At 70.9% G+C, this 25,829-nt stretch carries 21 protein-coding genes, 1 tRNA gene and 1 pseudogene; 7 read left to right on the forward strand and 16 right to left on the reverse strand.

Annotation, left to right across the window (positions count from 1 at the left end; all coding sequences use genetic code 11):
- Window positions 1–8: 8 nt before the first annotated feature.
- Window positions 9–839 carry a proteasome assembly chaperone family protein gene (locus DFO65_RS09425; RefSeq protein ID WP_113904162.1) on the forward strand — a complete coding sequence of 277 codons (831 nt, stop codon included), beginning with the start codon at window positions 9–11 and terminating at the stop codon, window positions 837–839.
- A 30-nt stretch (window positions 840–869) separates the two neighbouring features.
- Here DFO65_RS09425 and mshC read toward each other — a convergent pair whose 3' ends face one another.
- From mshC to DFO65_RS09440, 3 genes are all read right to left on the reverse strand, one after another.
- Entirely contained in the window at window positions 870–2,129 is a 1,260-nt protein-coding gene (gene mshC, locus DFO65_RS09430) for a cysteine--1-D-myo-inosityl 2-amino-2-deoxy-alpha-D-glucopyranoside ligase (RefSeq protein ID WP_113904163.1), read from the reverse strand.
- 74 nt (window positions 2,130–2,203) lie between these two features.
- Window positions 2,204–3,019, reverse strand: coding sequence for an SCO1664 family protein (locus DFO65_RS09435; protein ID WP_113904164.1), 816 nt, complete (start codon window positions 3,017–3,019; stop codon window positions 2,204–2,206).
- A complete protein-coding gene (locus DFO65_RS09440) occupies window positions 3,019–3,582 on the reverse strand; it encodes a DUF3090 family protein (RefSeq protein ID WP_113904165.1) in 564 nt (187 codons plus the stop codon). The genes DFO65_RS09435 and DFO65_RS09440 overlap by 1 nt, the downstream gene beginning before the upstream one ends.
- A 57-nt stretch (window positions 3,583–3,639) precedes the next feature.
- Between DFO65_RS09440 and DFO65_RS09445 the strand changes: the two genes are divergently transcribed.
- Window positions 3,640–3,894: a hypothetical protein gene (locus DFO65_RS09445; protein ID WP_113904166.1), complete on the forward strand. Its 255-nt coding sequence runs from the start codon at window positions 3,640–3,642 to the stop codon at window positions 3,892–3,894.
- Between the two features lie 4 nt (window positions 3,895–3,898).
- On the opposite strand, the gene DFO65_RS09450 is transcribed toward DFO65_RS09445, so the two are convergent.
- The gene (locus DFO65_RS09450; RefSeq protein ID WP_113904167.1) at window positions 3,899–4,798 is read right to left on the reverse strand and encodes an aldo/keto reductase; all 900 of its coding nucleotides are present in this window, start codon (window positions 4,796–4,798) and stop codon (window positions 3,899–3,901) included.
- A 120-nt stretch (window positions 4,799–4,918) separates the two neighbouring features.
- On the opposite strand from DFO65_RS09450, the gene DFO65_RS09455 reads away from it, so the two are divergent.
- Window positions 4,919–5,752 carry an undecaprenyl-diphosphate phosphatase gene (locus tag DFO65_RS09455; RefSeq protein ID WP_113904168.1) on the forward strand — a complete coding sequence of 278 codons (834 nt, stop codon included), beginning with the start codon at window positions 4,919–4,921 and terminating at the stop codon, window positions 5,750–5,752.
- A 21-nt stretch (window positions 5,753–5,773) separates the two neighbouring features.
- Here the strand turns inward: DFO65_RS09455 and DFO65_RS09460 are convergent, their stop codons facing one another.
- A complete protein-coding gene (locus DFO65_RS09460; protein ID WP_113904169.1) occupies window positions 5,774–6,487 on the reverse strand; it encodes a histidine phosphatase family protein in 714 nt (237 codons plus the stop codon).
- Between the two features lie 37 nt (window positions 6,488–6,524).
- On the opposite strand from DFO65_RS09460, the gene DFO65_RS09465 reads away from it, so the two are divergent.
- Both DFO65_RS09465 and DFO65_RS09470 read left to right on the forward strand, forming a co-directional pair.
- The gene (locus DFO65_RS09465; RefSeq protein ID WP_245940585.1) at window positions 6,525–6,731 is read left to right on the forward strand and encodes a DUF5703 family protein; all 207 of its coding nucleotides are present in this window, start codon (window positions 6,525–6,527) and stop codon (window positions 6,729–6,731) included.
- Between the two features lie 10 nt (window positions 6,732–6,741).
- Window positions 6,742–7,653: pseudogene (locus DFO65_RS09470) on the forward strand (DMT family transporter); the annotation flags it as partial.
- A gap of 19 nt (window positions 7,654–7,672) precedes the next feature.
- Here DFO65_RS09470 and DFO65_RS09475 read toward each other — a convergent pair.
- The 5 genes from DFO65_RS09475 to DFO65_RS09495 form a co-directional block, all read right to left on the reverse strand.
- The gene (locus DFO65_RS09475) at window positions 7,673–8,980 is read right to left on the reverse strand and encodes a M20/M25/M40 family metallo-hydrolase (RefSeq protein ID WP_113904171.1); all 1,308 of its coding nucleotides are present in this window, start codon (window positions 8,978–8,980) and stop codon (window positions 7,673–7,675) included.
- Window positions 8,981–9,096: 116 nt separating this feature from the next.
- Window positions 9,097–9,184 (reverse strand) — tRNA-Leu (locus tag DFO65_RS09480).
- A gap of 85 nt (window positions 9,185–9,269) precedes the next feature.
- On the reverse strand, window positions 9,270–10,118 hold the full coding sequence (locus DFO65_RS09485) for a MaoC/PaaZ C-terminal domain-containing protein (RefSeq protein ID WP_245940586.1): 849 nt from the start codon (window positions 10,116–10,118) through the stop codon (window positions 9,270–9,272).
- Entirely contained in the window at window positions 10,118–11,467 is a 1,350-nt protein-coding gene (locus DFO65_RS09490; protein WP_113904173.1) for a 3-oxoacyl-ACP reductase, read from the reverse strand. The genes DFO65_RS09485 and DFO65_RS09490 overlap by 1 nt, the downstream gene beginning before the upstream one ends.
- Window positions 11,464–12,753: an acetyl-CoA C-acetyltransferase gene (locus DFO65_RS09495; protein ID WP_113904174.1), complete on the reverse strand. Its 1,290-nt coding sequence runs from the start codon at window positions 12,751–12,753 to the stop codon at window positions 11,464–11,466. The genes DFO65_RS09490 and DFO65_RS09495 overlap by 4 nt, the downstream gene beginning before the upstream one ends.
- 59 nt (window positions 12,754–12,812) lie before the next feature.
- Between DFO65_RS09495 and DFO65_RS09500 the strand changes: the two genes are divergently transcribed.
- Together DFO65_RS09500 and DFO65_RS09505 are read left to right on the forward strand one after the other, a co-directional pair.
- A complete protein-coding gene (locus DFO65_RS09500) occupies window positions 12,813–13,469 on the forward strand; it encodes a TetR/AcrR family transcriptional regulator (protein WP_113904175.1) in 657 nt (218 codons plus the stop codon).
- On the forward strand, window positions 13,466–15,484 hold the full coding sequence (locus DFO65_RS09505; protein ID WP_113904176.1) for an acyl-CoA dehydrogenase family protein: 2,019 nt from the start codon (window positions 13,466–13,468) through the stop codon (window positions 15,482–15,484). The genes DFO65_RS09500 and DFO65_RS09505 overlap by 4 nt, the downstream gene beginning before the upstream one ends.
- 44 nt (window positions 15,485–15,528) lie before the next feature.
- On the opposite strand, the gene metX is transcribed toward DFO65_RS09505, so the two are convergent.
- From metX to DFO65_RS09535, 6 genes are all read right to left on the reverse strand, one after another.
- Window positions 15,529–16,563 carry a homoserine O-acetyltransferase MetX gene (gene metX, locus DFO65_RS09510; protein WP_113904177.1) on the reverse strand — a complete coding sequence of 345 codons (1,035 nt, stop codon included), beginning with the start codon at window positions 16,561–16,563 and terminating at the stop codon, window positions 15,529–15,531.
- 24 nt (window positions 16,564–16,587) lie between these two features.
- A complete protein-coding gene (locus DFO65_RS09515; RefSeq protein WP_113904178.1) occupies window positions 16,588–17,910 on the reverse strand; it encodes a bifunctional o-acetylhomoserine/o-acetylserine sulfhydrylase in 1,323 nt (440 codons plus the stop codon).
- Between the two features lie 280 nt (window positions 17,911–18,190).
- Window positions 18,191–21,619, reverse strand: a complete 3,429-nt coding sequence (locus tag DFO65_RS09520) for an error-prone DNA polymerase (protein WP_113904179.1) — start codon at window positions 21,617–21,619, stop codon at window positions 18,191–18,193.
- Window position 21,620: 1 nt separating this feature from the next.
- Window positions 21,621–23,261, reverse strand: coding sequence for a DNA polymerase Y family protein (locus DFO65_RS09525; protein WP_113904180.1), 1,641 nt, complete (start codon window positions 23,259–23,261; stop codon window positions 21,621–21,623).
- Window positions 23,251–23,973 carry a DNA recombination/repair protein RecA gene (locus tag DFO65_RS09530; protein ID WP_245940587.1) on the reverse strand — a complete coding sequence of 241 codons (723 nt, stop codon included), beginning with the start codon at window positions 23,971–23,973 and terminating at the stop codon, window positions 23,251–23,253. The genes DFO65_RS09525 and DFO65_RS09530 overlap by 11 nt, the downstream gene beginning before the upstream one ends.
- Before the next feature lie 38 nt (window positions 23,974–24,011).
- On the reverse strand, window positions 24,012–25,772 hold the full coding sequence (locus DFO65_RS09535; RefSeq protein WP_113904181.1) for an HNH endonuclease signature motif containing protein: 1,761 nt from the start codon (window positions 25,770–25,772) through the stop codon (window positions 24,012–24,014).
- Between the last annotated feature and the right edge of the window lie 57 nt (window positions 25,773–25,829).

Raw genomic sequence — 25,829 nt, forward strand, 5'->3', positions numbered from 1 at the left:
CTGGGACCATGACTTTTCTCCCATCAGGGTCGCATTCGCTCGTCCTCGTCGCCTTCGAGGGGCAGGACGCCGATGCCTCCGAGGCCGCCAGCTCGCTGGTCAAGGACCTCATCGACGTGTGGCAGCTGAGTGAGAGCGAGATCCTCGACACCGACGGCTTCTACGAGTTCCGGTTCTCCGAACCGGAGATCGTCCGCGACGACACCGGGCGGGCGAAGATCGCCTGGCCCGGCGTCGAGGTCCACCGCGGCAGCCACGAGGGCATCCCGGTCACCGTCATCCACGGCCACGAGCCGGGACTGAAGTGGCGGGAGTTCCTCTCCCTCGTCATCAGCCGGATCGCCGTCGGGGACGCCGTCGTCCTCCTCGGCGGGCTCCACGCCGAGGTCCCGCACACGCGCCCCCTGCCGGTCGTCGCCAACACCGAGGACGCGGGACTCGCCGCCGACCTCCACATCGAGATCAACAGCTACACGGGCCCCATCGGCATCCTCGGGCTGCTCGGGGTCGAATGCGCGTGGCACGGGATCAGCGCCGTCAACCTCTGGGTCGGGGTGCCCGACTACCTCACCGACTCGCCGTCGCCGAAGGCGGAGCTCGCCCTGGCCCGGGCCCTCGAGGCGCACACGGGTCTCGAGATCGACATCCCGGTGCTCGAGGAGGAGAGCCAGGCGTGGGAGCTCGGCGCCGATGAGCTCGTCTCCCTCAACCCGCAGCTCGCCGAGCACGTCAGGGGCCTCGAGAAGCTCAACGACTCCACCGAGCTGCCCGAGGCCAGCGGCGATGCGATCGCCGCGGAGTTCGAACGCTACCTGCGCAGGCGCGGCCGCGAGAAGTAGCGGCGCGCACCCGCGCGCGGCGGTCATCGCTCAGTCGTGGAGGCGGATGCCGAGCAGCGCGTCGACGGCGTCGGCGACCCTGTCGCCGCTCACCGGTCCCCGGTCCCGCACCGGGGTGTCGGTGTAGTGCTCGGCCCACTCGTCGAGGACCCCCAGCGCCCGGGGGGCGTCGAGGTCATCGGCCAGCGCCTCGCGCAGCAGCCCGATGATGTGGACGCGCAGGGAGTCGCGGCACTCGGATTCGCACCGGGCGGCATGCCGCCACTTGCGCAGCCTCTGCTCGGCCGTGGCCAGCAGCTCCTCGGTGAAGCTCCAGTCGCTGCGGTAGTGGTTGCTCAGCAGCACCGTGCGGATGGCCATCGGGTCGACCCCGGATTCGCGCAGCTTCGAGACGAGGACGAGGTTGCCCTTCGACTTGCTCATCTTCTCGCCCTGGTAGCCGACCATGCCGGTGTGCATGTAGGTCCGGGCCAGGGGGGTCCGCTTCCACGCGGCGGTGTGGGCCGCTCCCATCTCGTGGTGGGGGAACACGAGATCGCTGCCCCCGCCCTGGACGTCGAGCGGCAGGCCGGCGTAGTCGGCGGCGATGACGGCGCACTCGATGTGCCACCCGGGTCGACCCGGGCCGAGGCTGGCTCCGCCCCAGGACGGCTCCCCGTCACGCGCGGCCCGCCACAGCAGGGCGTCGAGCGGGTTCTCCTTGCCCGGCGTCTCGGGGTCTCCCCCGCGCTCGGCGAAGAGCCTGGCCATCGTCGCCCGGGCGTCGTGGCTGACGCTGCCGAAGGGCGGCTGCACCGGCGTCGAGACCCGGTAGTAGACGTCGCCGGACTCGAGCGTGTAGGCGGCACCGGAGGCGATGAGCTCCTCGACGGCGGCGACGACCTGCGGGATCGACTCGACCGCGCCGATGTAGTGGTCGGGCGGGAGCACCCGCAGCGCCTCCATGTCGGAGCGGAACAGCTCGATCTGGTCATCGGCGAGCTCACGCCAGTCGAGACCGCGCGCGGTGGCCCGTTCGAGCAGAGGATCGTCGACGTCCGTGGTGTTCTGCACGTAAACGACCTCGATCCCGGCATCCCGCCAGACCCGGTTGAGCAGGTCGAAGGCGACGTAGGTCGCGGCATGGCCGAGGTGGGTCGCGTCGTACGGGGTGATCCCGCAGACGTAGAGACCGGCTCGGCCGCCGTCGACCGTGAGGCGTCGGGGGCCGCGGCTGCCGGTGTCGAAGACCGTGGGCACGGTGCCGGGATGCGAGATTCGAGGGAGGTGGGGTTCGGGCCAAGATTTCACGGTGCCCAGCCTAACCGAGACCACCCTCCTTGGCATTTCGGTCCGATGGTCCTCGGATCGGGGGCCCGACGGCCTCAGATCGGGGGCCAGGGGATGATCATCCGGTCCCCCGCCGGCTCCGGCCAGACGCCGAGACCGGCCAGCGCCTCGGCGCGGGAGCGCAGGGAGGCGATCTCGGTCGCGGACAGGACCCCGACGAGGTCGTCGCGCAGCTCGTCGGGCATCGTCGCCACGGTGTCGAGGGCGCGCGCCTCGGCCGCGGTGAAGGAGGACCCGGAGAACCCCCAGAGGACCGTGCGCAGCTTGTCCTCGACGTGGAAGGTGAGCCCGTTGTCGATCCCGTAGGAGCGGACTGCCGACCCGCGGGTGCCGAGGCCCGGCAGCACGCTGCCGCGGATGATGTGCCCGGCCTTGCGGTCGGCGTTGTTGGCGAGGAGGTCGAAGAACGCGATCCTCCGCAGGGCCGCCGAGGTGTCGTGGGCGAGGACGAGATCGCGCTCGTCGGGGGTGCGCAGGGCGAACATCGGGGCGTGCCCGGCGGGGACCTCGTCGACCTCGGTCAGCGTGATCGAGGCGTCGTCCCCCGCGTCCTCGACGTACGCCTGCAGGGAGCCGGGACCCGCGGACAGGTCGCTGCGCGCGACGGTGGGCGGGACGACGTCGAGGCCGAGCCGGCTGCTCAGCCGGTAGGCCGCGACCTCGCGCCCGGCGAGGCTGCCGGCCGGGAAGTCGCGCAGGGGGCTCTCGCCCGCGCTGGGCTTGTAGACGGCGCGCAGGGTGCGTCCGGCGTGCTCGACGACGACGAGGCGGGTGTCGTTGCTCGCCCGCGGGATCGCCCCCATGACCGTGCACGTCCCCGCGCTCAGGGCGGCGGCGACCACGTCGTGCATCAGGCGCGGGCGATCCCGTTGGCGCGCGGGCACAGGTGGCCGTCGGGTTCGAGCGGCAGGGAACAGAACGGGCAGTCGCCGCGGCCGGCGGACACGACCTGCTCGGCGCGGCGCGCGAACTCACGGGCTCCGGCGGCGTCGAGCACGATCCGCAGGACGTCGCGCTCGACCTCGTCGTCGTCGGGGTCCGCCGAGGTGCCCGCCTGCGCATCCTCCTCGGTGAGCTCGAAGCATTCGACGACGAGCTCGTGGGCGACGGTGTCCCAGCCGAGGCTCATCGTCCCGACCCGGAACTCGGGGTCGATGGGCACGTTGAGGCCGGCGTTGTCGACGCGCTCGTCGAGGGCCGTCTGCGGGACCCGGGCGGCCGGGTCCTTGATCATCACCATGTCGAGGAGCTCGGTGATCCGATCGGCGAGGATCTCGACCTGTTCCTTCTCCACGACCACTGTGGTCAGCGACGATCCCGATTTCGCCTGGAGGAGGAAGGTTCTCTCGCCGGGCAGTCCGATCGTGCCGACGACGAATCGATCCGGGGTGGGGTGGTCGTAGAGAGCTGCCATGCTCACAGCCTAGTTCACGCCCTTACATGTCGAACCTGCCTGGGATACATTTGACCCATGAGCACTGATCCTCGTGAGGCCCTGGACGCATTCCTCGAAGCCGTGCGGGAGCACTACGCCGCATCCGCGCACCGCACCGGAGACCACGACACCCGGGTCGAAGCGGCCTACATGGCTCTGGCCGACGCGTTCGAGATCTACGAGGACGCGATCTACACGGCGTTCGACGAGGTCACCCCCTTCGAGCTCTTCGACGACGTCGAGGACGCCCGCGAGGACGACGAGGACTACGAGATCGTCGACGACGACTGAGCGCTCAGGAGATCTGCTCGAGCACCTCGGCGATCTCCGGGGCGAGGGCGACGTCGCTGCGCGCGAGCGCGGCCATCTGCTCCTCGGTCCGCGCGGAGACGAGCGACGAGGTGACCCCGCGGTGCCGGTTGAACGCCAGGGCGATGTCCGCGGAGCTCACCCCGAGGGCGGTCGCGGCCCTGCGCACTCCCGCCATCACCCGGGAGCAGCGGTCGTCGAGGTAGGCGCCGACGTACTCGGCGAGCTCGCCGGCGGCCCGGGAGTCGCCCGGGGTGGACCGGACGTACTTGTCGCTGAGCACGCCCCGGCCGAGCCCGGCACCGGCGATGAACCCGATGCCCGCGTAGTCGGCGGCCGGGATGAGGTCGTGCTCGGCCTCCCTGTTGAGCAGGGAGTACTCGGCGAGCACCGCGGCGACCGGCACCGACATGTGCCGCATCTCCGACAGCTGCCAACCGGTGTGGTGGGAGAGGCCGATGTAGCGGATCTTGCCGAGGGTGAGCAGGGTCGACAGCGCCGAGGCGGTCTCCTCCTTGTCGACGACCTCGTCGAAGACGTCGAGGACGAGGACGTCGATGTGCTCGCGACCCGTCGCGGAGAGCAGCCGGTCGACCTGGTCGAGGATGCGCGAGCGGCCGAGCCCGACCTCGATGTGGGATGTCTCACTCATGGACACGCCGACCCGTGCACAGAGCACGATCTCTGCGGGAACACTCAGCCGGGAGAGCACGGCGGCGGCCTGGACTCCCGAGCTCGGCAGCTCGACGAGGTTCCCACCAGCGTCGATGAAGACATCGAGGATCCGCTGCGCCGCGCCGACGTCGACCCTGTGCCCCCATTCGAAGGTCCCCAGACCCAGATCGCTGACGTCGAGGCCGGTGGTTCCGAGGCGCTGGTGCTTCATGTTTCTTGAGGTTACCCGATTCGCCGACTACCGTGGATCCGTCCCCGAGTCCGGATCGTCCGGGGGTCGGTCACGACCCCTCATCCGCACTTCGCCCCATCCCCCTACCCAAGGAGTCGCATGTACGACTGGCTGGTCGCCGCCGTGCTCGGAATCGTCCAGGCGCTGACGGAGTTCCTCCCGATCTCATCATCGGCGCATGTGCGCATCGTCGGCGAATGGATGCTCCCCGGTGAGGATCCCGGCGCGTTCTTCACCGCGATCATCCAGATCGGCACGGAGCTGGCCGTCGTCGTCTACTTCTGGCGCGACATCGTCACGATCGTCCGGAAGTGGTGCCTGGCCCTCGTCGGCCGCCACGATCGCAGCGATCCCGAGGTCCGCCTCGGCTGGCTGATCATCCTCGGCTCGATCCCGATCGTCGTCATCGGCCTCCTCTTCGAGGACGCGATCGAAGGGGCGCTGCGGAGCCTGTGGATCACCGCGACGATGCTCATCGTCTTCGGCCTGCTCATCGGACTCGCCGACTGGGTCGGGAAGCGCAAGCTCACCCTCGAGGACATGAGCTGGGGTCAGGGCATCCTCTTCGGACTCGCGCAGGCGCTCGCGGTGATCCCCGGCGTGTCGCGCTCGGGCGGCACGATCATGGCCGGCCGGTTCATGGGCTTCTCCCGCCCCGAGGCGGCCCGCTACTCGTTCCTGCTCGCGATCCCCGCCGTCCTCGGAGCCGGCTTCTACGGACTGCTCAAGAGCATCGGCGACCCCGACATGGTCATCGGCTGGGGGCCGACGATCATGGCCACGGTCATCGCCTTCGGCCTCGGCCTCGCCGTCATCCACTGGTTCCTCGGCTACGTCAAGACGCGGTCGTTCGCGATCTTCGTCTGGTACCGCGTGGCCCTGGGCATCCTCCTCTACATCCTCCTGGGCACCGGAGCCATCAGCGCCGTGTGACGGCCGACGCCGGGATCCGGCTCATCCCGGTGGGGTGTCGGCGCGCGTCCGCAGGCCCCCGCCGCCGGGCTCGGCCGCCTCGGCGATGCCCGCCGAGGTCACCGACAACGCGGTGAGCACGGGGTGGGCGGCGCCGAAGTCGATGACCGAGAACGATCCGGGGGCCACGCTCAGCCGCTGGAAGTCGTCGAGGGGCAGGCCGAGGGCATCGGCGACGACCGCCTTGATGATGTCCCCGTGGGTGACGAGCAGCGCCCACAGCGGGGCGCCCCGCTCCGCCTGGGGACTTCGGGGCCGCTCCCGTTCCGCGGCGCGCAGCCCCTCGACGACCGAGCGGACGCGGCGCACGGACCGGTCCGCCGCCTCGGCGATCGACTCTCCGCCGGGGAACCGGAACCGGGAGGCCTGCTCGAGGACGAGGCGCCAGTCGTCCTCGCGGCGCAACTCCTCGAGGCTGCGCCCCGACCATTCGCCGTAGTCGAGTTCGAGGAGGTCGGGGCTCGCTTCGATCGTCTCCGCCTCGACCACCCCGGCCGCGATCCGCGCCGTCTGCTCGCAGCGCAGCAGCGGGGAGTGGATCAGGCGGGTGAAGGAGCGTTGCGGGAGCATCCGCAGGGTGTTCTCGAGAGCGCTCACCCCCTGCTCGGTCAGCGACACGCCGGGAGTGCGTCCGGCGAGGATCCCTGCCGTGTTGGCGGTGGAGATCCCGTGTCGCAGAAGGACGATGACGGGCATGTGCCCAAGACTAGCCCACATCGTCTATCGTGGGCCTATGAAGCGTCAGCGGCCGGCATTGACCTATGAGTTCCGCAAGGTCTCGTTCTCCAAGGACGTCCCCCGCTCCGTGAGCCTGCAGGAGCTCACCGACCACGCGGAGTACGGGAAGTGGGAGCTCGCCCGCACCCGGATCTCCGCCGGCGGCACCCGCACCGTGTGGCTGCGCCGCAAGATCATGCCCCTGGCCCCGCAGCGCTCGTGAGCCGCCGCCGGTGACGGCCCGCCGCTCCCCCGCGCTGCCGCTGCTGTGGGCCGGGCTCGCGACCATCGTCGCCGGTGCCGCGATGTCCCTGCAGGGTCGGGCCAACGGCATCCTCGGCCCCGTCCTCGGGCATGCCGTCTTCGCCGCCCTGCTCTCGTTCGCCACCGGACTGCTCCTCGTCGGCGGCGCACTTCTCCTCTCCGCGCGTTCCCGCGCGGCCGCGGTGCGCCTCTTCTCGCTGGTCCGCACCGGTGCCCTCCCCCGGTGGATGCTGCTCGGCGGCTGCAGCGGGGCGCTCGTCGTCATCGCCCAGGCCACGACCGTGCCGGTCATGGGCATCGCGATGTTCACGATGGCCTTCGTGTCCGGTCAGGTCACCGGCGGATTGTGCGTCGATGCGACGCATCTGCCGCCGGGCGGGAGGCAGCGGCTGACCTTCTTCCGCATCCTCGGCGTCCTCGTCGTCCTCGCGGCCCTCACCCTCGGAGCCTGGGAGAGGCTCGTCCTCGGGGTGCCGCTGTGGGCGCCGCTGCTGCCCTTCGCCTCGGGAGCCCTGACGGCCCTCCAGCAGGCGTGCAACGGGCGAATCCGCGCGGCCACCGGCTCGGCGGTCGTGGCGACCGCGGTCAACTTCGCCGTCGGGTTCCTCCTCCTGCTCGCGCTCACCGGCGTCCTCCTCGCCTCGGGTGTGCGGTGGACCGGCTTCCCGGGCCCCGGTCAGTGGTGGATCCTCCTCGGCGGGGTCCTCGGGGTCGTGTTCATCGCGTTCACGTCGCTGACGGTGCGGCGCCTGGGAGTGCTGCTGCTCACCCTGTTCTCGCTGTTCGGCAACCTCGCCGGCGCCCTCCTCCTCGACCTCGCCGTCCCCCTGCCCGGATCCCTCGTGAGCACGACGACGGTGCTCAGCGCCGCCCTCGTGCTCGCCGGGATCGCGGTCACGCTCATGCCCGCAGCAGGAAGTCTCCGAGGACGCGGGTCCCGAACTCGAGGGCCGCGACGGGGACCCTCTCGTCGACGCCGTGGAACATCGCGGGGAAGTCGAGGTCGCCGGTCAGCCGCAGGGGCGCGAACCCGTAGCCGGTGATCCCGAGCTCGGCGAGCGACTTGTTGTCCGTGCCTCCCGAGAGCGTGTACGGCAGCACCCGGGCGCCGGGATCCTCGGCGAGCAGGCTCGCCTTCATCTGCGCCACGAGCGGGGTGTCGAAGGGGGCTTCGAGCGCGATGCCCTCGGTGGAGACCTCGATGTCGATCCCGGGTCCGGCGAGCTCCTTGATCCGGAGCATGACGTCCTCGTGCCGGCCGGGCAGGGTGCGGCAGTCGACGTACGCCGAGGCGGTGCCCGGGATGACGTTGTGCTTGTAGCCGGCCTCGAGGAACGTCGGGTTCGAGGTGTTCTGCAGGGTGGGGGCGACGAACTTCTCGACCGAGCCGAGCTCGGCGAGCAGCTCGGAGACCGTCTCGGCGCGGAACTCGATGCCGGTGATCTCCGAGACGCCCTCGAGCAGCTGCCGGGTCGCGAGCGGGATCTCCTGCGGCCACGGGTGCGCGCCGATCCGGGCGATCGCGGCGGCGAGCAGGGTGACGGGGTTGTCGTCGTTGCGCTGCGAACCGTGGCCGGCCGTGCCGTGGGCGAGCAGGTTGAGCCAGGCGAGCCCCTTCTCCGCGGTCTGGATGAGGTAGACGCGCTGGCCGCGGATGTCGACGGAGTATCCCCCGACCTCGGAGATCGCCTCGGTGGCGCCGGCGAAGAGCTCGGGGTGGTGCTTGACCATGTAGCCGGCGCCGTAGTCGCCTCCGGCCTCCTCGTCGGCGAAGAACGCGATGATGAGGTCGCGGCGGGGCCGTCGTCCGGTGCGGAGCATGTCGCGGACCGCGGCGATGATCATCGCGTCCATGTCCTTCATGTCCACGGCTCCCCGGCCCCACAGGAGCCCGTCCCTGATCTCTCCGGCGAAGGGGTCGACGCTCCAGTCCTCGGCCGCTGCGGGCACGACGTCGGTGTGCCCGTGGACGACGAGGGCCGCGGCCTCGGGGTCGGTGCCCTCGATGCGGGCGACGAGGGAGGCCCGGCCGGGAGCGGATTCGACGATCGTCGACGTCAGGCCCACCTCGTCGAACCAGGAGGCGATGAGGTCGGCGGCGGGCCGCTCCGGGTTGGCGCGGTTCCCGCCCCAGTTCTGGGTGTCGATCCGGATGAGCTGCTGGCACAGGGACGTGACCTCGGCCTCGGCGGCGCTGAAATCGTTCACGGGGGTCTCCGATCGGTGGGGCGACGGTGCTGATGCTCCCAGCCTAGCGCGAGGACGAACTGCGATCGTGAATGCATCAAGGCCCCCGGATCGAAATCCGGAGGCCTTGACCGATGTGCGCAGAGGGGGACTTGAACCCCCACGCCCGATAAGTTGGGCACTAGCACCTCAAGCTAGCGCGTCTACCAATTCCGCCACCCGCGCTGGCAACAGGAATTACTCTACACGGCTTCGACGGCAGTGCCAAACCGAAACAGGCGATTGTGACGCACTCCACTTCCGGCCCGCCTCAGTCGAGCCGGGACACCTCGGAGAGCACGTGCGGGCGGCCCCTGCGCGGGTCGAAGACGGCGGATGCCGACTCCTCGTGGCGCCTGCCCGCGGTGATCGCGAAGCCCACCGTCGAGGGCAGGAGCACCGGTTTGGCGAATGCGACGTCCCACCGGTAGCGCTCGAGCCGGACGTCGACGGCGGCCAGCGCCCGGGACGCGCTGTACATCCCGTGGGCGATGACCCGCGGGAACCCGAATCCCCGGGCGGCGAGGCTGCTCAGGTGGATGGGGTTGTAGTCGCCCGACGCCCGCGCGTACCGGGTGCCGACGATCGGGTCGAGGCGCCACAGGGCCGTGGGCTGCGGGGCCGTGAACTCCTGCCGGTCGATCACGGGCCCCGGTTTCGCTCCGGACAGAGTCCGGCCCTTCGCGAGATAGGTCGTCGTCTCGAGCATCCGGGGCTCTCCGTCGACCCTCGCCTCGACGAGGACGTCGATCGTCGTGCCCTTGTCGTGCTCGAACGGTCCGTCGAGGCGCACGTGGAGGTCGACGACGTCCCCGACGCGCACCGGTGCCAGGGAGTCGACCCGGTTGCGGATGTGGACCATGCCCATCATCGGCAGCGGCACCCCGGGATCGCTGAGCAGCTGCATGCTCAGCGGGAACGCGAGGACATGGAGGTAGCCCGGGTGGACGATGTCGCCCAGGCCCGCCTCGACGACGGTCGTGAACCCGGCATAGGCGTCCGCGTCGATGGGCACGCTGCGCACGATCGTGCGCTCGGGCATCCTCGCGCGGCTCGCGCCGGGCAGCGGCAGCGCCTTGAGCACGGCCTTCGCATAGAGCGGGAGCATGGAGTCGGCCATCACGCACCCACCATGTTCTGGCCGCAGACCCGCAGGGTCGACCCGTTGATCCCACGGGCGGGCGCCGAGGCGAGGAAGGCGACGGCCTCGGCCACGTCGATCGGCTGCCCTCCCTGCTGGAGACTCGAGAGCCGGCGCGCGACCTGGCGGGTCAGCGCCGGCATCTTCGCGGTCATGTCGGTCTCGATGAATCCCGGGGCCACGGCGTTGATGCTGCCGGCGCGACGGGCGAACTCCTGCGCCGAGGCGGCCGTGAGTCCGATCACCCCGGCCTTCGAGGCCGCGTAGTTCGTCTGCCCGCGGTTGCCGGCGATGCCCGAGGTCGAGGCGAGCGACACGACCTGCGCCCCGGTGACGAAGAGACCGCGCTCGGACAGTTCGGCGTTGATCCTCGCCTGGGACTCGAGGTTGACCGCGAGGACGGAGTCCCAGCGAGCCGGATCCATGTTGGCGAGCAGCTTGTCCCGGGTGATGCCGGCGTTGTGGACGAGGATGTCGACGCGCCCGTCGAGGCTCTCGGCGATCCGATCGGCCGCCGTGTCCGCGGTGATGTCGAGCTGGAGGGTGCGTCCTCCCACCTCGTTCATCACCTCGGCCAGCGCCTGACCTGCCTGCGGCATGTCGACGCCGACGATGCTCGCCCCGTCACGGGCCAGCGTGCGGGCGATGGCCGCGCCGATCCCCCGTGCGGCTCCGGTGACGACGGCGGTGCGCCCGGCCAGGGGTCCCCGCTCACCGGTGGATTCGAAGTCGGCGGCGCTGATCGCCTCGCCCGCGCCCGTGACCGGGATGAACTGACCGGAGACGTAGGCGGACTTCGCCGAGAGGAGGAACCACAGCGCCGCGGTCACCGAGGCGGCCTCGACGTCGACGCCGTCGAGGAGGATGCCGTTGGCCGTCGATCCGGCTCGCATCTCGTGCGCGAGCGACCGGGTCAGGCCGGTCACGGCCTGTGCGGTGGCGACCGCCTCGGCGGCTCCGGTCCCGGGACGGGGCGCCCGGGAGACGGTGATGACCCGCGCGCACGGGAGCAGGGAGCGCAGGGAGGCGCCGATCTCGAGCGCGGTCGCGGAGAGGTCGGCCGGCTCCTTCGCCTCGTCGAACACGGCGATGACCGCCCGCAGCCTCTCGGCAGAGCCAGCGTGGCGGCGGACCTCGAAGCCCTCGGAGAGCAGCCTGTCGGCGATGCTCTGGGCGCCGGGGCTGCCGCCGAGGACGAGGACCGGGGCGGTGAGATGGTGCTCGGGCACCTGGCCGAAGCGGTGGAGCCTCACCGGCTGCGGGAGCCCGAGCCGCTTGGCGATCTGCCCCAGCGGTCCGTTGACGAGGTCGAGGTATGTGTCCTTCATGCTGCCTCCACTATCGCGGTCAGTCCCTGGCCTCCGGCGGCGCAGATCGAGACGAGGGAACGCTTCTTTCCGGTGGTGCTCAGGTGCTTGGCGGTGCTCGCGATGATCCGTCCGCCTGTGGCCGCGAACGGGTGTCCGGCGGCCAGGCTCGATCCGAGCGGATTGAGCTTCGCGCGGTCGATCGCCCCGAGCGGCGCGTCGAGTCCGAGCTTCTCGCGGCAGAACTCCTCGGACTCCCATGCCGCGAGGTGGCACAGGACGGTCGAGGCGAAGGCCTCGTGGATCTCGAACACGTCGAAGTCCGCGAATGTCAGTCCGTTGCGGGCGAGCAGGCGGGGCACCGCGTAGGCCGGGGCCATGAGGAGGCCCTCGGCACCGTCGACGAAATCGACCGCGGCGGCCTCGGCGTCGACGAGCCGCGCCAGCGGGGTGAAGCCGTGCTCGGCGGCCCAGTCCTCGCTGCCGAGCAGCACCGTCGAGGCCCCGTCGGTCAGCGGGGTCGAGTTGCCCGCGGTCATCGTCGCCGGGGCGTCGAGCCGCCTGCCGAAGACGGGGTCGAGCTTGGCCAGCGACTCGAGCGTCGAGTCCGGGCGCAGATTGGTGTCACGGGTGACGCCGAGGTACGGGGTGGACAGGTCGTCGAAGAAGCCCTCGTCCCAGGCCTGGGCGAGGTTGCGGTGGGAGGCCAGCGCGAGCTCGTCCTGCGCCTGCCGGCTGATCCCCCAGGCCGCCGTCGTCAGCGCCTGGTGCTCACCCATGCTCAGCCCCGTCCGCGGCTCCCCTGTCGACGGGGCCTGGGGGGTGAGGTACGAGGGGCGGATCTGGGAGGCGATCCTCGCCCGCTGCGGCAGGGTCTTGGCACGGCTGAGCTCGAGGAGGATCTCGCGCATCGAGTCGCCGACGACGATGGGGGCGTCGGAGGCCGAATCGACGCCGGCCGCGATGCCCGACTCCATCTGCCCGGCGTTGATCTTGTGCGTGATGCTCACGACGGTCTCGAGCCCGGTCGCGCAGGCCTGACCGACGTCGAAGGCGGGGGTCGTCGGCGCGAGCGCCGAGCCGAGGACCGCCTCCCGGGTGAGGTTGAAGTCCTTCGAGTGCTTGAGCACCGCACCTCCGGCCACCTCGCCGAGGCGGGCGCCGGCGAGTCCGAAGCGCGCGACGAGCCCGTCGAGGGCGCTCGTGAGCATGTCGAGGTTGCTCGCCTTCGCGTACTGCTTGTTGGAGCGGGCGAACGGTATGCGGTTGCCGCCGAGGATGACGGCACGTGGGCGGGGAGTGGACATCGGCACCTCCGAGTGAGTGGATTTAGCTGTTACAGACAGTACCTGTTACCGTCTGTAACATGAAATCGCTCACAGACGGCCGGTCGACGAGATGGCAGGAGCATCGCGACCTGCGCCGCCGGGAACTGCTGCGGGCCGTGCGGCACGTGGTCGACGAGCACGGCGACGACCTGTCGATGGGACAGATCTCCGAGTACTCCGGAACGACGAAGGCCGCCCTCTACCGCTACTTCACGGACCGGGCGGGGCTCCAGGCGGCGATGGGCGAATGGGCGATGGAGGTCATCGCCAAGTCGCTCGACGACGCGGGAGCCGCGCGCACCGCATCCTCCTCCGCGCCGACCGCACCGCCGGCGCAGGAGTCGCTGACGCCGCAGGAGGCGCTGACGGCGATGATCGGCGCGTTCGTCACGCTCGCGGCCGGCTCGCCCAGTGTCTACCGCTTCTGCGACACCGCGGTCAACCGCTTCGCCCCGACCGAGACCGGCGGGTTCTTCAACTCCATCGCCCGGCTGCTCGCCGAACGGGTGGGGCTCGAGGGGCCCGAGGGCACGCTGTGGGCGTCGGGCGCGATCGGATTCGTCCGCGCCGCCACCGAGAACTGGCTGGCCGATCCGGGCCCTCCGGAGGAGTTCGCCGCCACGATCAGCCGCTGGCTGTGGGCATCACTGCAGCAGAGCACCGTCACCGAGCACACACAGGAGCGCAACACATGACACTCTCCCTCGATCCGCGCCGCATCGGCGCCGTCCTCGACGGACGCTGGGCCGAGTCCCGGCAGCTGGGCCGGTCGCTGGCCCTCGACGACGCCACCCACCTCGACCCCGCCGACGATCTCGAGACCACTCGCGCGAGGACGCTCGAGGCCGTGGGACTCATGGCGCGGACCGGCCTGCCCCTCATGGCCCTGCCCGAGGCGCTCGGCGGGGCCAATGCGCACGCGGCCAACGTCGCGGGCTTCGAGGAGACGGTCACCGCCTCCCCCAGCCTGCAGATCAAGGCGGGCGTCCAGTTCGGCCTCTTCGGTGGGGCGATCCTCCATCTGGGCAACGGCGACCAGCACGAGCGGTGGCTGCGCCCGGCGATGACCGGCGAGCTGCTCGGCTCGTTCGCGATGACCGAGATCGGCCACGGCTCGGACGTCGCGGCGATCGGGACCACCGCGACGTACGCGCCCGAGACCGATGAGTTCGTCATCGACACCCCGTTCGCCGCCGCGACGAAGGAGTACATCGGCAACGCCGCCCGCGACGCCCGCGCCGCGGTCGTCTTCGCCCAGCTCATCACCGCGGGAGTCAACCACGGGGTGCACGCCTTCCTCGTCCGGGTGCGCACCGACGAGGGAGCTCCCGTCGCGGGGGTCACCTTCGCCGACGACGGGTACAAGGGCGGGCTGCCGGGAGTCGACAACGGCCGCGTCGCCTTCGACTCCGTCCGCATCCCCCGGACCCACCTGCTCGACCGCTACGGGGCGGTCGCCGCCGACGGGACCTACTCCTCCCCCATCGCCTCCCCCGGACGACGCTTCTTCACGATGCTCGGCACCCTCGTCCAGGGCAGGGTGTCCCTCGACGGAGCCGCCGTCGTCGCCTCGAAGCTCGCCCTCGACATCGCCGTCCGCTACGGACACGAGCGCCGGCAGTTCACGACCGCCGACGAGATCACCGAGACGACGCTCATGGACTACCAGCAGCATCAGCGGCGCCTCATGCCCGCCCTGGCGGCCGTGTACGCCTCGGCGCTCGCCCATGAGAAGCTGCTCGCCTCCTTCGACGAGGTGTTCTCCGGCGCCGACGACAGCGAGGAGAACCGCGCCCTGCTCGAGACCCGGGCCGCGGCCTTCAAGGCCGACTCGACGTGGCTCGCCCTCGACGTCATCCAGGAGTGCCGGGAGGCCTGCGGGGGTGCCGGCTTCATGGCGGAGAACCGGCTCGTCGGACTGCGCGCCGACCTCGACGTCTACGTCACCTTCGAAGGCGACAACACGGTGCTCCTCCAGCTCGCGGCGAAGCGGATCCTCGGCGACTACGCCAAGGAGTTCGCGCAGATCGACGTCGGCGGAGTGGCCCGGTTCATCGGCACCCAGGCCGCGGAGCACTCGCTCTACCGCACGGGACTCGCCAACGCCGGGCTGGCCATCTCCGACGCCTTCACCCGCGGTCTGTCCGACCGCCGCATCCGCTCGGGCCGGCTCCAGCGCTCCCTGCTCGAGACCCGCCTCGAGGTCATGGTCTCCGAGCTCGCCGGCGACCTGCGCCCGGCCACGCGGATGAACCAGGCCGATGCCGCCGCGCTCTTCAACTCGCGCCAGCACGAGCTCATCGAGATGGGCCGGGCCTATGTCGAGCTGGAGAAGTGGAAGGCCCTCGACGAGGCGATGCGGGACCAGACCGACCCCGACCAGGCCAAGGTGTTCCGGCGCCTGCGCGACACCTACGGGCTGAGCCTCATCGAGAAGCACATGAGCTGGCACCTCATGTACGGTCGGCTGCCGATGTCTCGGGCGCGGCAGCTGCCCGACACCCTCAACCGGCTGTGCGCCAAGCTCGCCGCCGACTCGCTCGACCTCGTCGAGGCCTTCGGGTACACCGACGAGCATCGGCGGGCGACGATCGCGACCGGCATCGAGGCCCGGCGGCAGCGGGAGGCCGCCGAGCACTACCGGCACGCGCGGGCCCGCCGTGACTTCCCCGTCGCGGAGAAGCATCTGCGCCGGGCCGACACCGCCTGAGCGCCTCGATACCTTGAGCGCCGCCGCGATACCTTGAGCGCCGCTCAGGTGTCGAGGAACTCGCCGACCGCTGCGGAGACCGCGGCGGCCTCGGTGAGGAACCCGTCGTGGCCGACCGGGGAGTCGATGACCCGGTAGTCGACCCTGCCGGGGAGGTTCCGGGCCAGCATCTCGACCTGGTCGGGCGGGAACAGCCGGTCGGAGGACACGGAGAGCACGAGGTTGTCCCGGCACCCGGCCGACAGGGCGGTGCGCAGGTCCGGGGAGCGCCCGGGGCGCACGTCGTGGTCGCGCAGGGCCCGGGACAGGATGACGTAGCTCTGCGGGTCGAAGCGGGCCGTGAGCTTCTTCGCCTGATGGTCGAGGTAGGACGTCACCTCGTAGTAGTCCTCGGCGCGCCTCCGGCGGGAGAAGCGCTGGTTGAGCTCGACGTCGTTGCGGTACGTCAGGTGCGCGATCTGCCGGGCCAGGCCCAGCCCCTGCGCGGGGAACCGGCCCACGGCCGAGTAGTCGCCGGCGAAGTAGTCGGGGTCGAGCTGGATCGCCCGCTCCTGCATCATCGCCCACGCGATCTGATCGGCCTCGACGAACGCGGGGGCGGCGAGGACGGCGCACTTGGCGACCTTGCCGCCGGCGAGCAGGGCGAACTCGAGCGCCCGGGCGCCGCCCATCGACCCGCCGATCACCGCGTGCCAGGTCTCGATGCCGAGGATCTGGGAGAGGTTGAGCTCGAGCCTGGCCATGTCCCGGATCGACACGGCGGGAAACCGCGACCCGTAGGGCAGCCCGTCGTCGCACAGCGACTGCGGTCCGGTGGTCCCCGAGCACCCGCCCAGCGCATTGGCGCAGACGACGAAGTACCGGTCCGTGTCGATCGCGGCACCCGGACCGACGACACCGGACCACCATTCGGCGGCGGCGGTGTCGCCGGTCAGGGCGTGCTCGACGAGCACGGCGTTGCTGCGCTCGGCGTTGAGCTCGCCATAGGTCTCATAGGCGACCTCCACGGTGCCGAACGTGAATCCGGAATCCGTGACGAAGCCGAGGATCCTCTCGACGGAGGTGCTCTGGGCGGTCATGTCAGCTGCTTCGCCGCAGTCGGCTCACGCGGCCCGGGCGGTGACGGCCGCGGCCGCGGCGAAGCCCTTGTCGAGGTCGGCGAGGATGTCGTCGATCCCCTCGAGACCCACGGACAGGCGCACCAGGGCGGGGTTGACCCCGGCCGCGGCCTGCGCCGCCTCGTCGAGCTGCGAATGGGTCGTCGACGCGGGGTGGATGACGAGCGACCGGACATCGCCGATGTTGGCGACGTGCGAGTGGAGCTCGAGGGCGTCGACGAAGGCGACGGCCGCATCGTAGCCGCCGGCGATGTCGAAGGCGAGGACGGAGCCGACGCCGTTCGGCAGGTACTTCTTCGCCCGCTCGTGCCACGGGCTCGACTCGAGTCCCGCGTAGGCGACCCGGGTCACCTGGTCATGGCCCTCGAGGTGGGCCGCGACCTTCTGCGCGTTGGCGACGTGGCGCTCGACGCGCAGGCTCAGGGTCTCGATGCCCTGGGCGATGAGGAAGGCGTTGAACGGGCTGGCGGCGGGACCGATGTCTCGCAGCAGCTGGACCCTGATCTTCAGCCCGTAGGAGACGTTGGCGCCGAACGGGGAGTCGGCCCCGAGGTCGCGGGCGTAGACGAGGCCGTTGTAGGACTCGTCGGGGGTGTTGAACCCGGGGAACCGCTCCGGCTCGGCCCCGTAGTCGAAGGTGCCTCCGTCGACGACGACGCCGGCGATCGAGGTGCCGTGGCCGCCGAGGTATTTCGTCGCCGAGTGGACGACGACGTCGGCGCCGTGCTCGATCGGACGCACGAGGTAGGGGGTGGCGAGCGTGTTGTCGACGATGAGCGGCACGCCGGCCCGGTGGGCGATGTCGGCGACGGCTGCGATGTCGAGGACGTCGGAGCGGGGGTTGGAGACCACCTCGGCGAAGAACAGCTTCGTGTTGTCCTGGACGGCGGCCTTCCAGGCGTCGAGGTCGTCGACGTCGACGAAGGTCGTCTCGATGCCGAGCTTGCGCAGGGTCACGTGCAGGAGATTGTAGGTGCCGCCGTAGAGGCTGGAGCTGGCGACGACGTGGTCGCCGGCGCCGGCGATGTTCGTGATCGCGAGGAACTCCGCGGACTGGCCGGAGGCGGTGAGGACGGCGTGGACTCCGCCCTCGAGGTCGGCGATCCGGTTCTCGACCACCTCGGTGGTGGGGTTGGTGATGCGGGTGTAGATGGGTCCGAGCTCGGACAGGGCGAAGCGGTTGGCCGCGGTCTCGTTGCTGTCGAAGACGAACGAGGTCGTCTGGTGGATGGGCAGGGCCCGGGATCCCGTCGTCGGGTCGGGGCTCTGGCCCGCATGGATCTGCCGGGTTTCGAAGGACTGGCTCATGTCTGCTCCTGTGCTTTGGCGCGCTGCGCGGCGGTGGGACGAGCGGTGCTGCGTCGGTGCGACGAGCGGTGCTGTGTCTACTGTCGGCGAGGACCCGGCTGCGCGTGCGCGGACCTGTCATCTTCGTGTCACGCTCCGTCATGTTTCGTCACAGGGACCCTCCGTCCCCGGCGAATGGCTCTGCGAGGGCCATGGTTCGTCACGGAGCCGCGGTCCGCCGTCGGGCCGGCCGCGGTCCGTCACCGGGGCCTGGTGCGCCCGGCGGCCCCGGCCGCAGGTGTCAGCGGAAGTTGCGAGCGTGCGTCGGGAACTGGACGTCGAGTGGGAGCAGCTTGTGCGCGTAGAGGCTGACGACGTCTCCCCCGCGCTGGATCAGTCCGCTGACGACGAGGACGTTCTTCGTCGTCGCCACCTTCCGGAACCGCTTCATCAGCCCTGCCGTGGCGACGACGTTGAGCATCCCGAACTCGTCCTCGAGGTTGATGAAGGTGATCCCCGAGGCGGTGGCCGGCCGCTGCCGGTGGGTGACGATGCCGGCCACCGTCATCCGCTGGCCGTCCGCAGCCTTCCAGGCGTCGTCGATGGAGGCGTAACCGCGCGCGGTCAGGCTCTCCCGCAGGATCTCGGTCGGATAGCCGTCGACGGTGATCCCCGTGGAGAAGAGCTCGGCCAGGGTCATGTCGAGGGAGTCCATGAGCGGCAGGGCCGGCGCCGAGGTGACCGAGGTGGTCCCCGGCAGCACCGTGGGTCCGGCTCCCGCGACCCCTCCGGCCAGCCACAGCGCCTGCCTGCGGTCGAGGCCGAAGCAGTCGAAGGCTCCCGCCGTGGCGAGGCTCTCGAGCGCGCTCTTCCCGATGCCCGTGCGCTCGGCCAGATCCATCACCGAGGTGAAGGGGCCGTTCTTCTCGCGCTCGGTCACGATCGTCTCAGCAGCGGCGGACACGCCGGTGACCTGCTCGAATCCGAGCCGGATCCCGAAGACGGCGGGCGCGCCGCCCTCCTCTCCCGGCTCGCCCCGTGCGGGTTCGACGAGCTCGAGATCGCTCGTGGTCCCCGAGGACCGGATGTCGACCGGGAGGATCGGCACCCCGTGGCGGCGGGCATCGGCGATGAGCGACTGCGGGGAGTAGAAGCCCATGGGCTGGCAGCGCAGCAGACCCACCGTGAAGGCCGCGTGGTGGTAGAGCTTGAACCAGGCGGACTGGTAGACGAGGCTGGCGAAGCTGATCGCATGCGACTCGGGGAAGCCGTAGTTGGCGAAGGCGGCGATGGTCGCGAAGATCGACTCCGCGGTCTCCTCGTCGACATTCCTCTCCGCGGCTCCGCGCATGAACCTCCCCTTGAGCTCGGCCATCCGCTTCTGCGACCGGTTCGAGGCCATCGCCTGCCGCAGCTGATCGGCATCGGCACCGGTGAACCCGCCGACGTCGATCGACATCTGCATGAGCTGCTCCTGGAACAGCGGTACGCCGAGGGTCTTCGCCAGCGACTTCTCGAGCAGCGGATGGAGGAAGGTGACGGGATCCTTCTTCTGCTTCCGGCGGATATAGGGATGGACGGCGCCGCCCTGGATGGGACCGGGACGGATGAGGGCCACCTCGACGGCGAGGTCGTAGAACGTCTCGGGTCGCAGCCGGGGCAGGGTCGCGAGCTGAGCCCGGGACTCGACCTGGAACACCCCGACGGCATCGGCCCGGCTGAGCATCTCGTAGACGGCAGGGTCGTCCGTGCCCAGGGCGGCGCGGTCGATCTGCTTTCCCTCGTGCTCGGCGACGAGGTCGACCATCTCGTGCAGGGCATTGAGCATGCCGAGGCCGAGCAGGTCGAACTTGACGAGGTCCATCTCCGCGCAGTCGTCCTTGTCCCACTGCACGACGGTGCGGTTCTCCATCGTCGCGTGCTCGATCGGCACCACCTCGCCGATGGGCCGGTCCGTGAGGATCATGCCCCCGGAGTGGATGCCGAGATGCCGGGGCGAGCCGAGCAGCCAGCCGGCGACGTCGAGCACCTGCTCCGGGACATCGGACTCCTCCGGCTTCGGCAGGGTCGACCATCCGTGGCACGTCTTGGAGAAGGCGTCCTGCTGCCCGGGTTCGTATCCGAGGGCATGAGCGGCGTCCCGGACCGAGGATTTCGCCCGGTAGGTGATGACGTTCGCGACCTGCGCCGCCCGGTCCCGGCCGAAATGCTCGTAGACGTGCTGGATGACGGCCTCGCGCCGGTCCCCGGACTCGATGTCGATGTCGATGTCCGGATAGCCCTTGCGCTCCGGGGACAGGAAGCGGTCGAAGAGCATCTCCTCCTTGACCGCATCGACGGTGGTGATGCCGAGGACGTAGCAGACGGCGGAGTTCGCCGCCGATCCCCGACCCTGGCAGAAGATGTCGTTCTCGGCGCAGAAGTCGGTGATGGAGCAGACGATGAGGAAGTAGCCGCAGAAGCCCATGCGCACGATCAGCTCCATCTCCCGATCGATCTGGGCCCAGGCCCGGGGGTTGTCGTCCCTGGTCCCGTAGCGCTTCTCGCCTCTCTCCGCGACGAGGCGGCGCAGGGCGTCCTCCTCCCTCTCCCCGCTGCGGGCGGAAATCGGATCGCGCGGAAGGTCGGGGCGCGCCGTCTCGAGTCCGAAGGCGCAGTCGGTGCCGATCCTCACCGCCGTCTCGAGCGCCTCACGCGGGAACATGGCCGCCATCTCCTCCCCCGTGTGGATGCGGGAGACCGCGCTCGCCGGCAGCCATCCGGTCAGCTCCGGCAGCGGCCTGCGCGAGCGGATCGAGGCTCGCACCTGCGCCGCCCGCCACTGCGCTCGAGTGGCGTAGTGGACGTTGCTGCTCGCCACCACGGGCAGGCCGGTCCGGGCCGCCAGCTCGCGGAGGTGACGCAGCCGCTCATCGTCGGCCGGAGTCCCGTCCCGGCTGAGCTCGACCGCGATCCTCTCCCGTCCGAACAGGGCGATGAGCCGACGCAGGGCGCCGAGCCCCCCATCGGCATCGTCCAGGGCCCGACGCAGAGGTCCCTTCCTGCAGCCCGTGAGGATCATCCAGTCGGCATCCATGGCGGCAAGCTCCTCGAGGTCGAAGACGGGGCGGTTCTTCTCCCCGCGCAGGTTCGCCTGCGTGATGGCGGCCGAGAGCCGGTGATAGCCGGAGACCCCGCGGGCGAGGACGAGCAGGTGAGTCGCCTCGGGATCGACCTGTCCGGGGATCTTCTCCTCCAGCCCCAGGGACAGCTCCGAGCCGAACACGGTGGGCAGACCCACCTCGGCGGCGGCATGGGCGAAGCGGACCGCGCCGTAGAGGCCGTTGTGGTCCGTCAACGCCAGGGACGACAGCTCCGCGGCCGCGCCTGCGGCGACGAGCTCCTCGGGGTCGGAGGCGCCGTCGAGGAAGCTGAAGTGGGAGTGCACGTGCAGCTCCGCCCAGGGCTGGGTCCCGGTGCGCACGAGTGGTCCCGCTGTCGGACCCTGACCGGCGCGGCGGCGCTCGGGCTGCGGCTCGGGTTCGGGTCCCGAGTACCGGTCGGCTCCGTCGGAGCCGCCGGGGCCGACGGAGACCCGGTAGCGGTCGGGGCGGGAGAAGGCGGGGGCGTCGGAGCCGTCGGCGTGCTCGTCGACGGCTCCCGCACGGGTCTCGGGGACGCGGGGCGCGTGCTTGCCCTCGAGCCGCTCGGCCAGCTGCGACCAGGGGGTGCGCGGGTTCGAGAAGCCCATCTCAGCAGTACCGTCCCGTGAGGTACCATTGGCCGTTCTCCTTGCTCAGCAGCAGGGCGCGACCGGACTCGGTGACGACCTGCAGGCGGGTTCGGTAGGTCGAGTGCTCGGGGTCCCACCATCCGGATTCGAGGGGCCAGGAGCCGGAGTAGTCGACGATCGCCTCGGTGTCCCCGGCCGGGAACCGGATCGCCCGGGGTTCGGCCTCGAGGCCTGCCGGGCGGGCTCCCACCTGGCGTCCGTCGGGGGCGAGGACGTCGACGGGCAGGTGCTCGACCGTGGTGGGCCGGGGTGCGCCCAGGGCGCCGGGCCAGGGGGCACGGGGGTTGCGCTCGGGCGTCGCGGTCTGCTGCCACGGCGTCCACAGGTTCGTCTCGGCCGGGTCCCACCCGCCCTGGAGGGCGGGGACGAGCACCGCGTCCGGGCCGAACAGGCCCTGCAGCCTCTCGAGGGTGTGGGTGACCTGCCCGGTGTTCTCGTCGAAGAGGCTCTTCGTGGCCCCGATGGCCGTCGTCAGCTCCGCGGCGGCCAGGCTCAGGGCGATGATGCCCTCTTCGCTGAAGTCCTCGGGGTCCGGACCGGCATCGGGCAGGTCGTAATCGGCTTCGGTGCTCGCGGGCCGCGTTCCCCCGGTGCTCGTGGACCCCTTTCCTCCGGGACGGGGTCCTCCGGGGCCGGCGGCCAGCCAGCCCTCGGCCTGCCAGCGGAGGCGGTCGGCGATGGTGTTCTCGTTCATGTCGTCGATCCGCCAGGTCCGCACCGAGGACTGCCCGCCGACGGCTCTGAGCTCGATCGTGATCTGCGTGCACACGAGGCCGTGACGGCGGACCGTGGCGAGCAGTTCGGCGGCGAGCTGCCGAGTGAGGAATCCCAGGGTGTCGCTGCGCGTGGTCGGGGCGTCGAGGCCGCGTGCGACCGCGAACTGCTCGGACCGGACATGGTCGCTCAGGGGTGTGCGGCCGCGTCCGGCCGCCAGTCCGTGGGCGCGTCTGCCCAGTTCCCCGAAGCGCGAGGTGACGTCCTGCGCGTCGAGAGCGGCCAGATCGCCGAGCGTCCGCAGCCCCAGGTGGTCGAAGACGTCGATGAGCTCGGAGTACTCCGCTCCGGCGTATTCGAGGGTGTCGATCGGCTGGGCGGCGAGGAACCGCCGCGTCGCCCCCGGCTCGACCCGCCGCGCCTGCCGAGCGGCGAGCACTGCCGCGAAGACCGTGTCGGCGATGCCGGGGAAGAACTCCCAGCCGGTCGCGGACACGAGGGCGGAGACCAGCGCCTCCACAGCGCTCGGCTCATCGGGGTAGCCGTGGCGGAGCGAGCTCAGGGGAATCGTGAGGGTGCCGGGGCTGAGCAGGGTGAACCGGGCGACGAGTCCCTCCAGCGCACCGACGCCCGCTGAGAAGTGACGATTGTCCGCCTCTTCGTCCCAGGCCACCACGCGAGCCTCGGGGCAGCGCAGCTGAGCCGCTCGCTTGCCGATGCCGAGGATGACTCCCGCGGCCCGGGCGAAGGCGTCGGCGGCGATCACCCGGCCCCGGTGGAGGACCACCACCGGGGTGCGAGGATCCAGATCGAGGTCGGCGGCGGCCGCCACCGCCGACCAGTCGGGAACGGTGAGGACCAGGGTCCGCTCGGAGTCAGCCGACACTGCGGATCACCGATCTCATCCGGGCGACGGAGGTGCGCACCTCGGCGGGAGCGGGCACCTCGGCGAGAGCGGGCATCGTGACGGGGGCGGGCACCTCGGCGGGGGTGCCGTCGGGACCGGGCAGCAGGAACCGGTGGACCCCGGTTTGGGAGCGGGCCGTGACCCGGCAGGAGCGCAGCCGACCGCGACCGTGCTCGGTGCCCGACCAGCGAGCCTCGGTGATCTCGATGTGCTCCGTGCTCCCCTTCGCCGGCGCCAGACTGATGAAGCTGATCCTGCGTTCGCGCACCTTCGCCAGCAGGCGGGCCTGCTCACCCGCACTGGGCAGGTAGCCGGGATCGACGACGAGGATGTCGAAGGATTCGATGAGGATCGAGGCGACCCGCAGCCAGTCCTGGGCGGGGGTGGCGACGTTGACGAAGTGGTCGAGATCGACGCCGAGGTCCGCGATGGAGGACACGGCGGGCTCACCCAGTCCGATCCCCGCGCACCATCTCTGCTCCGTGGTCGCCTCGGCGATGGCGGCGAGTGCGCAGCTCAGCGACTGTGCCCCCGTCATGGTGACGATCTCGCCCCGGGGAAGGCCGCCGCGGCGGAAGAGCGGCGCCAGCACCGGGTGCACCGGCCTGGGTGCGTGCCCATGGAACAGAGCCGTGGCCGTGGAGATCCCCATCTCCCGGCTGAGCTGTTCGACGAGTGGCACTGCAGACATGTCTCCATTATCGAACTAGTGTTCGAAATAGGCAAGATTTAGGCGGCGATTTCGGATTCTCGGGCGTGTCGCCACTCCGCTTCGAACATCCATGCGAGACAATTCGCCAGCCTGAAGCCCCAGCCTCCTCCGCGAATGCTCGGATCCGCCTCGAGCGTCGCCGCCTCGGCGCGTTCGACCACCCGCGCGGTGTCGAACACCTGCCGTGCCCGCCAGTCGTCTCCGAGTGGGAGCAGCTCGGCGCCGGCGGGAGTGAAGAAGGCGAAGGCCGGGGCACCGCGCAGCCGCCCGGCGAACGGTGCCGGGGTCCGCCGGATCGTCAGGCCGTGCTCATGGACCGCGGTGTGGTGGGTGCGGCAGAGCAGGATGAGGTTGTCGAGATCGGTCGTCCCGCCCTGGGACCAGGGACGGATGTGGTGGGCGTCGCAGCGCCTGCGCGTGCGGCAGCCGGGGAACTGGCAGCCGATGTCCCGCGCGCTCAGGGCCCGGCGCTGCCGTCCGCTCACCAGGCGCTTCGAGCGGCCGAGCGCGAGGACGTCGCCGGCCCCGCCCTTGACCACCCCGGCGATGAGGGCTTCGCAGAGCAGTCGCTGGGCGGTGGCCGCGCCGATGCCGCCGAACCCGTCGATCCGGCAGGTGGTGTCCGTCTCGTCGGGCCGCGATCCTGTCGGGCCGGCGGGGTGTTCCCGCTCGATTGGCTCCGGCGTCCCCGCGGGGACGTCCTGGACCTCAGCCGCCGCCTCGGGGACGTCCTGGACCTCGGCTGCCTCGGGGACGTCCTTGACCTCGACGGACGCTTCGGTCCTCGCCGCGCCCGTCGTCTGGGCGGACGCCACGACCGTCGTCACGCCGGGCGCTTCGGTCGTGGGGCGCGCAGATGACCCGACGGCGGACGGGCTGGACGCCGTCGGTCCGACGAGCGTCTCGGCGGAGACGTGGATGAGCATGCGCGCCCGATCGGCCTTCATGCTGCCGGCAGGAACCGCTCGGGGGAAGGCCCGGACGATCTCCATGAGGCACTGGACCTGGGAGATCTGCTCCCGCGGCTCCTCGGCGTCCTCATCCGAGTGCTGCTCGAGGGTATGGCGTGCGGCCTCGAGCATCGTGACGAGCTCTGCGGCCTCATCCTCCGCCAAGTCGACCGTCACCCGCGCCCGCCCCGGTTCCGTTCCGCGGACGGTCACGGAGTCCCTCGGCAGCAGTCTCGGGAGCTCACCGCTGTCATCGGCGGCGCTGAGCTGGCGGTAGTTGCGCACGACCACCCCGATCTGGCTGCCGGTGGCGTGCTCGGCCAGCCGCAGCGCGTCCTCATCGGGGATCCGACCGACCAATCGGGTGACCTCGCGCACCTTCGAATAGCTGACGTTGCCCTCGACGAGGCTCTCCTTCACCTGCGGCATCTCGCGCAGCGCCGTCATCACCCGGACGTACTCCCTGGCCGTGTGGGGACTCACCGCCGCGACGTGCATGACCCAGTTGGCCAGGGACGTCACTCCCACCCACTGCGCCCACAGGTCCCGGCGATCGACCTCGTCGATGAGGGCGATGACCCGGGCATGGCAGTGGGCGATACATCCGATGGTGCGACGGATGTCCTCGACCAGCTCGTCGGGGCTGAGATCGGCGGGGCTCCGCTCCCGGAATTCGCCGCGATCGGCGTCGCCGCTGCAGTCCCCGCCGTCCGGCGTCCCGGCATCCGACGGGCCCGAGCGCACCGCCTCGGCGATCTCCCCGGCGAACATCGCCCCACCGAACGTCTCATCGGCTGGCACATCCGCGCTGATGACATCGGCATCCATGACTCGCACCGTCCTCCCACTCCCTCACGCCTCCGGCCGCGAATGCCGGTCGCGACC

This window comes from Brevibacterium sanguinis (assembly GCF_003315415.1).
Lineage (GTDB): Bacteria > Actinomycetota > Actinomycetes > Actinomycetales > Brevibacteriaceae > Brevibacterium > Brevibacterium celere_A.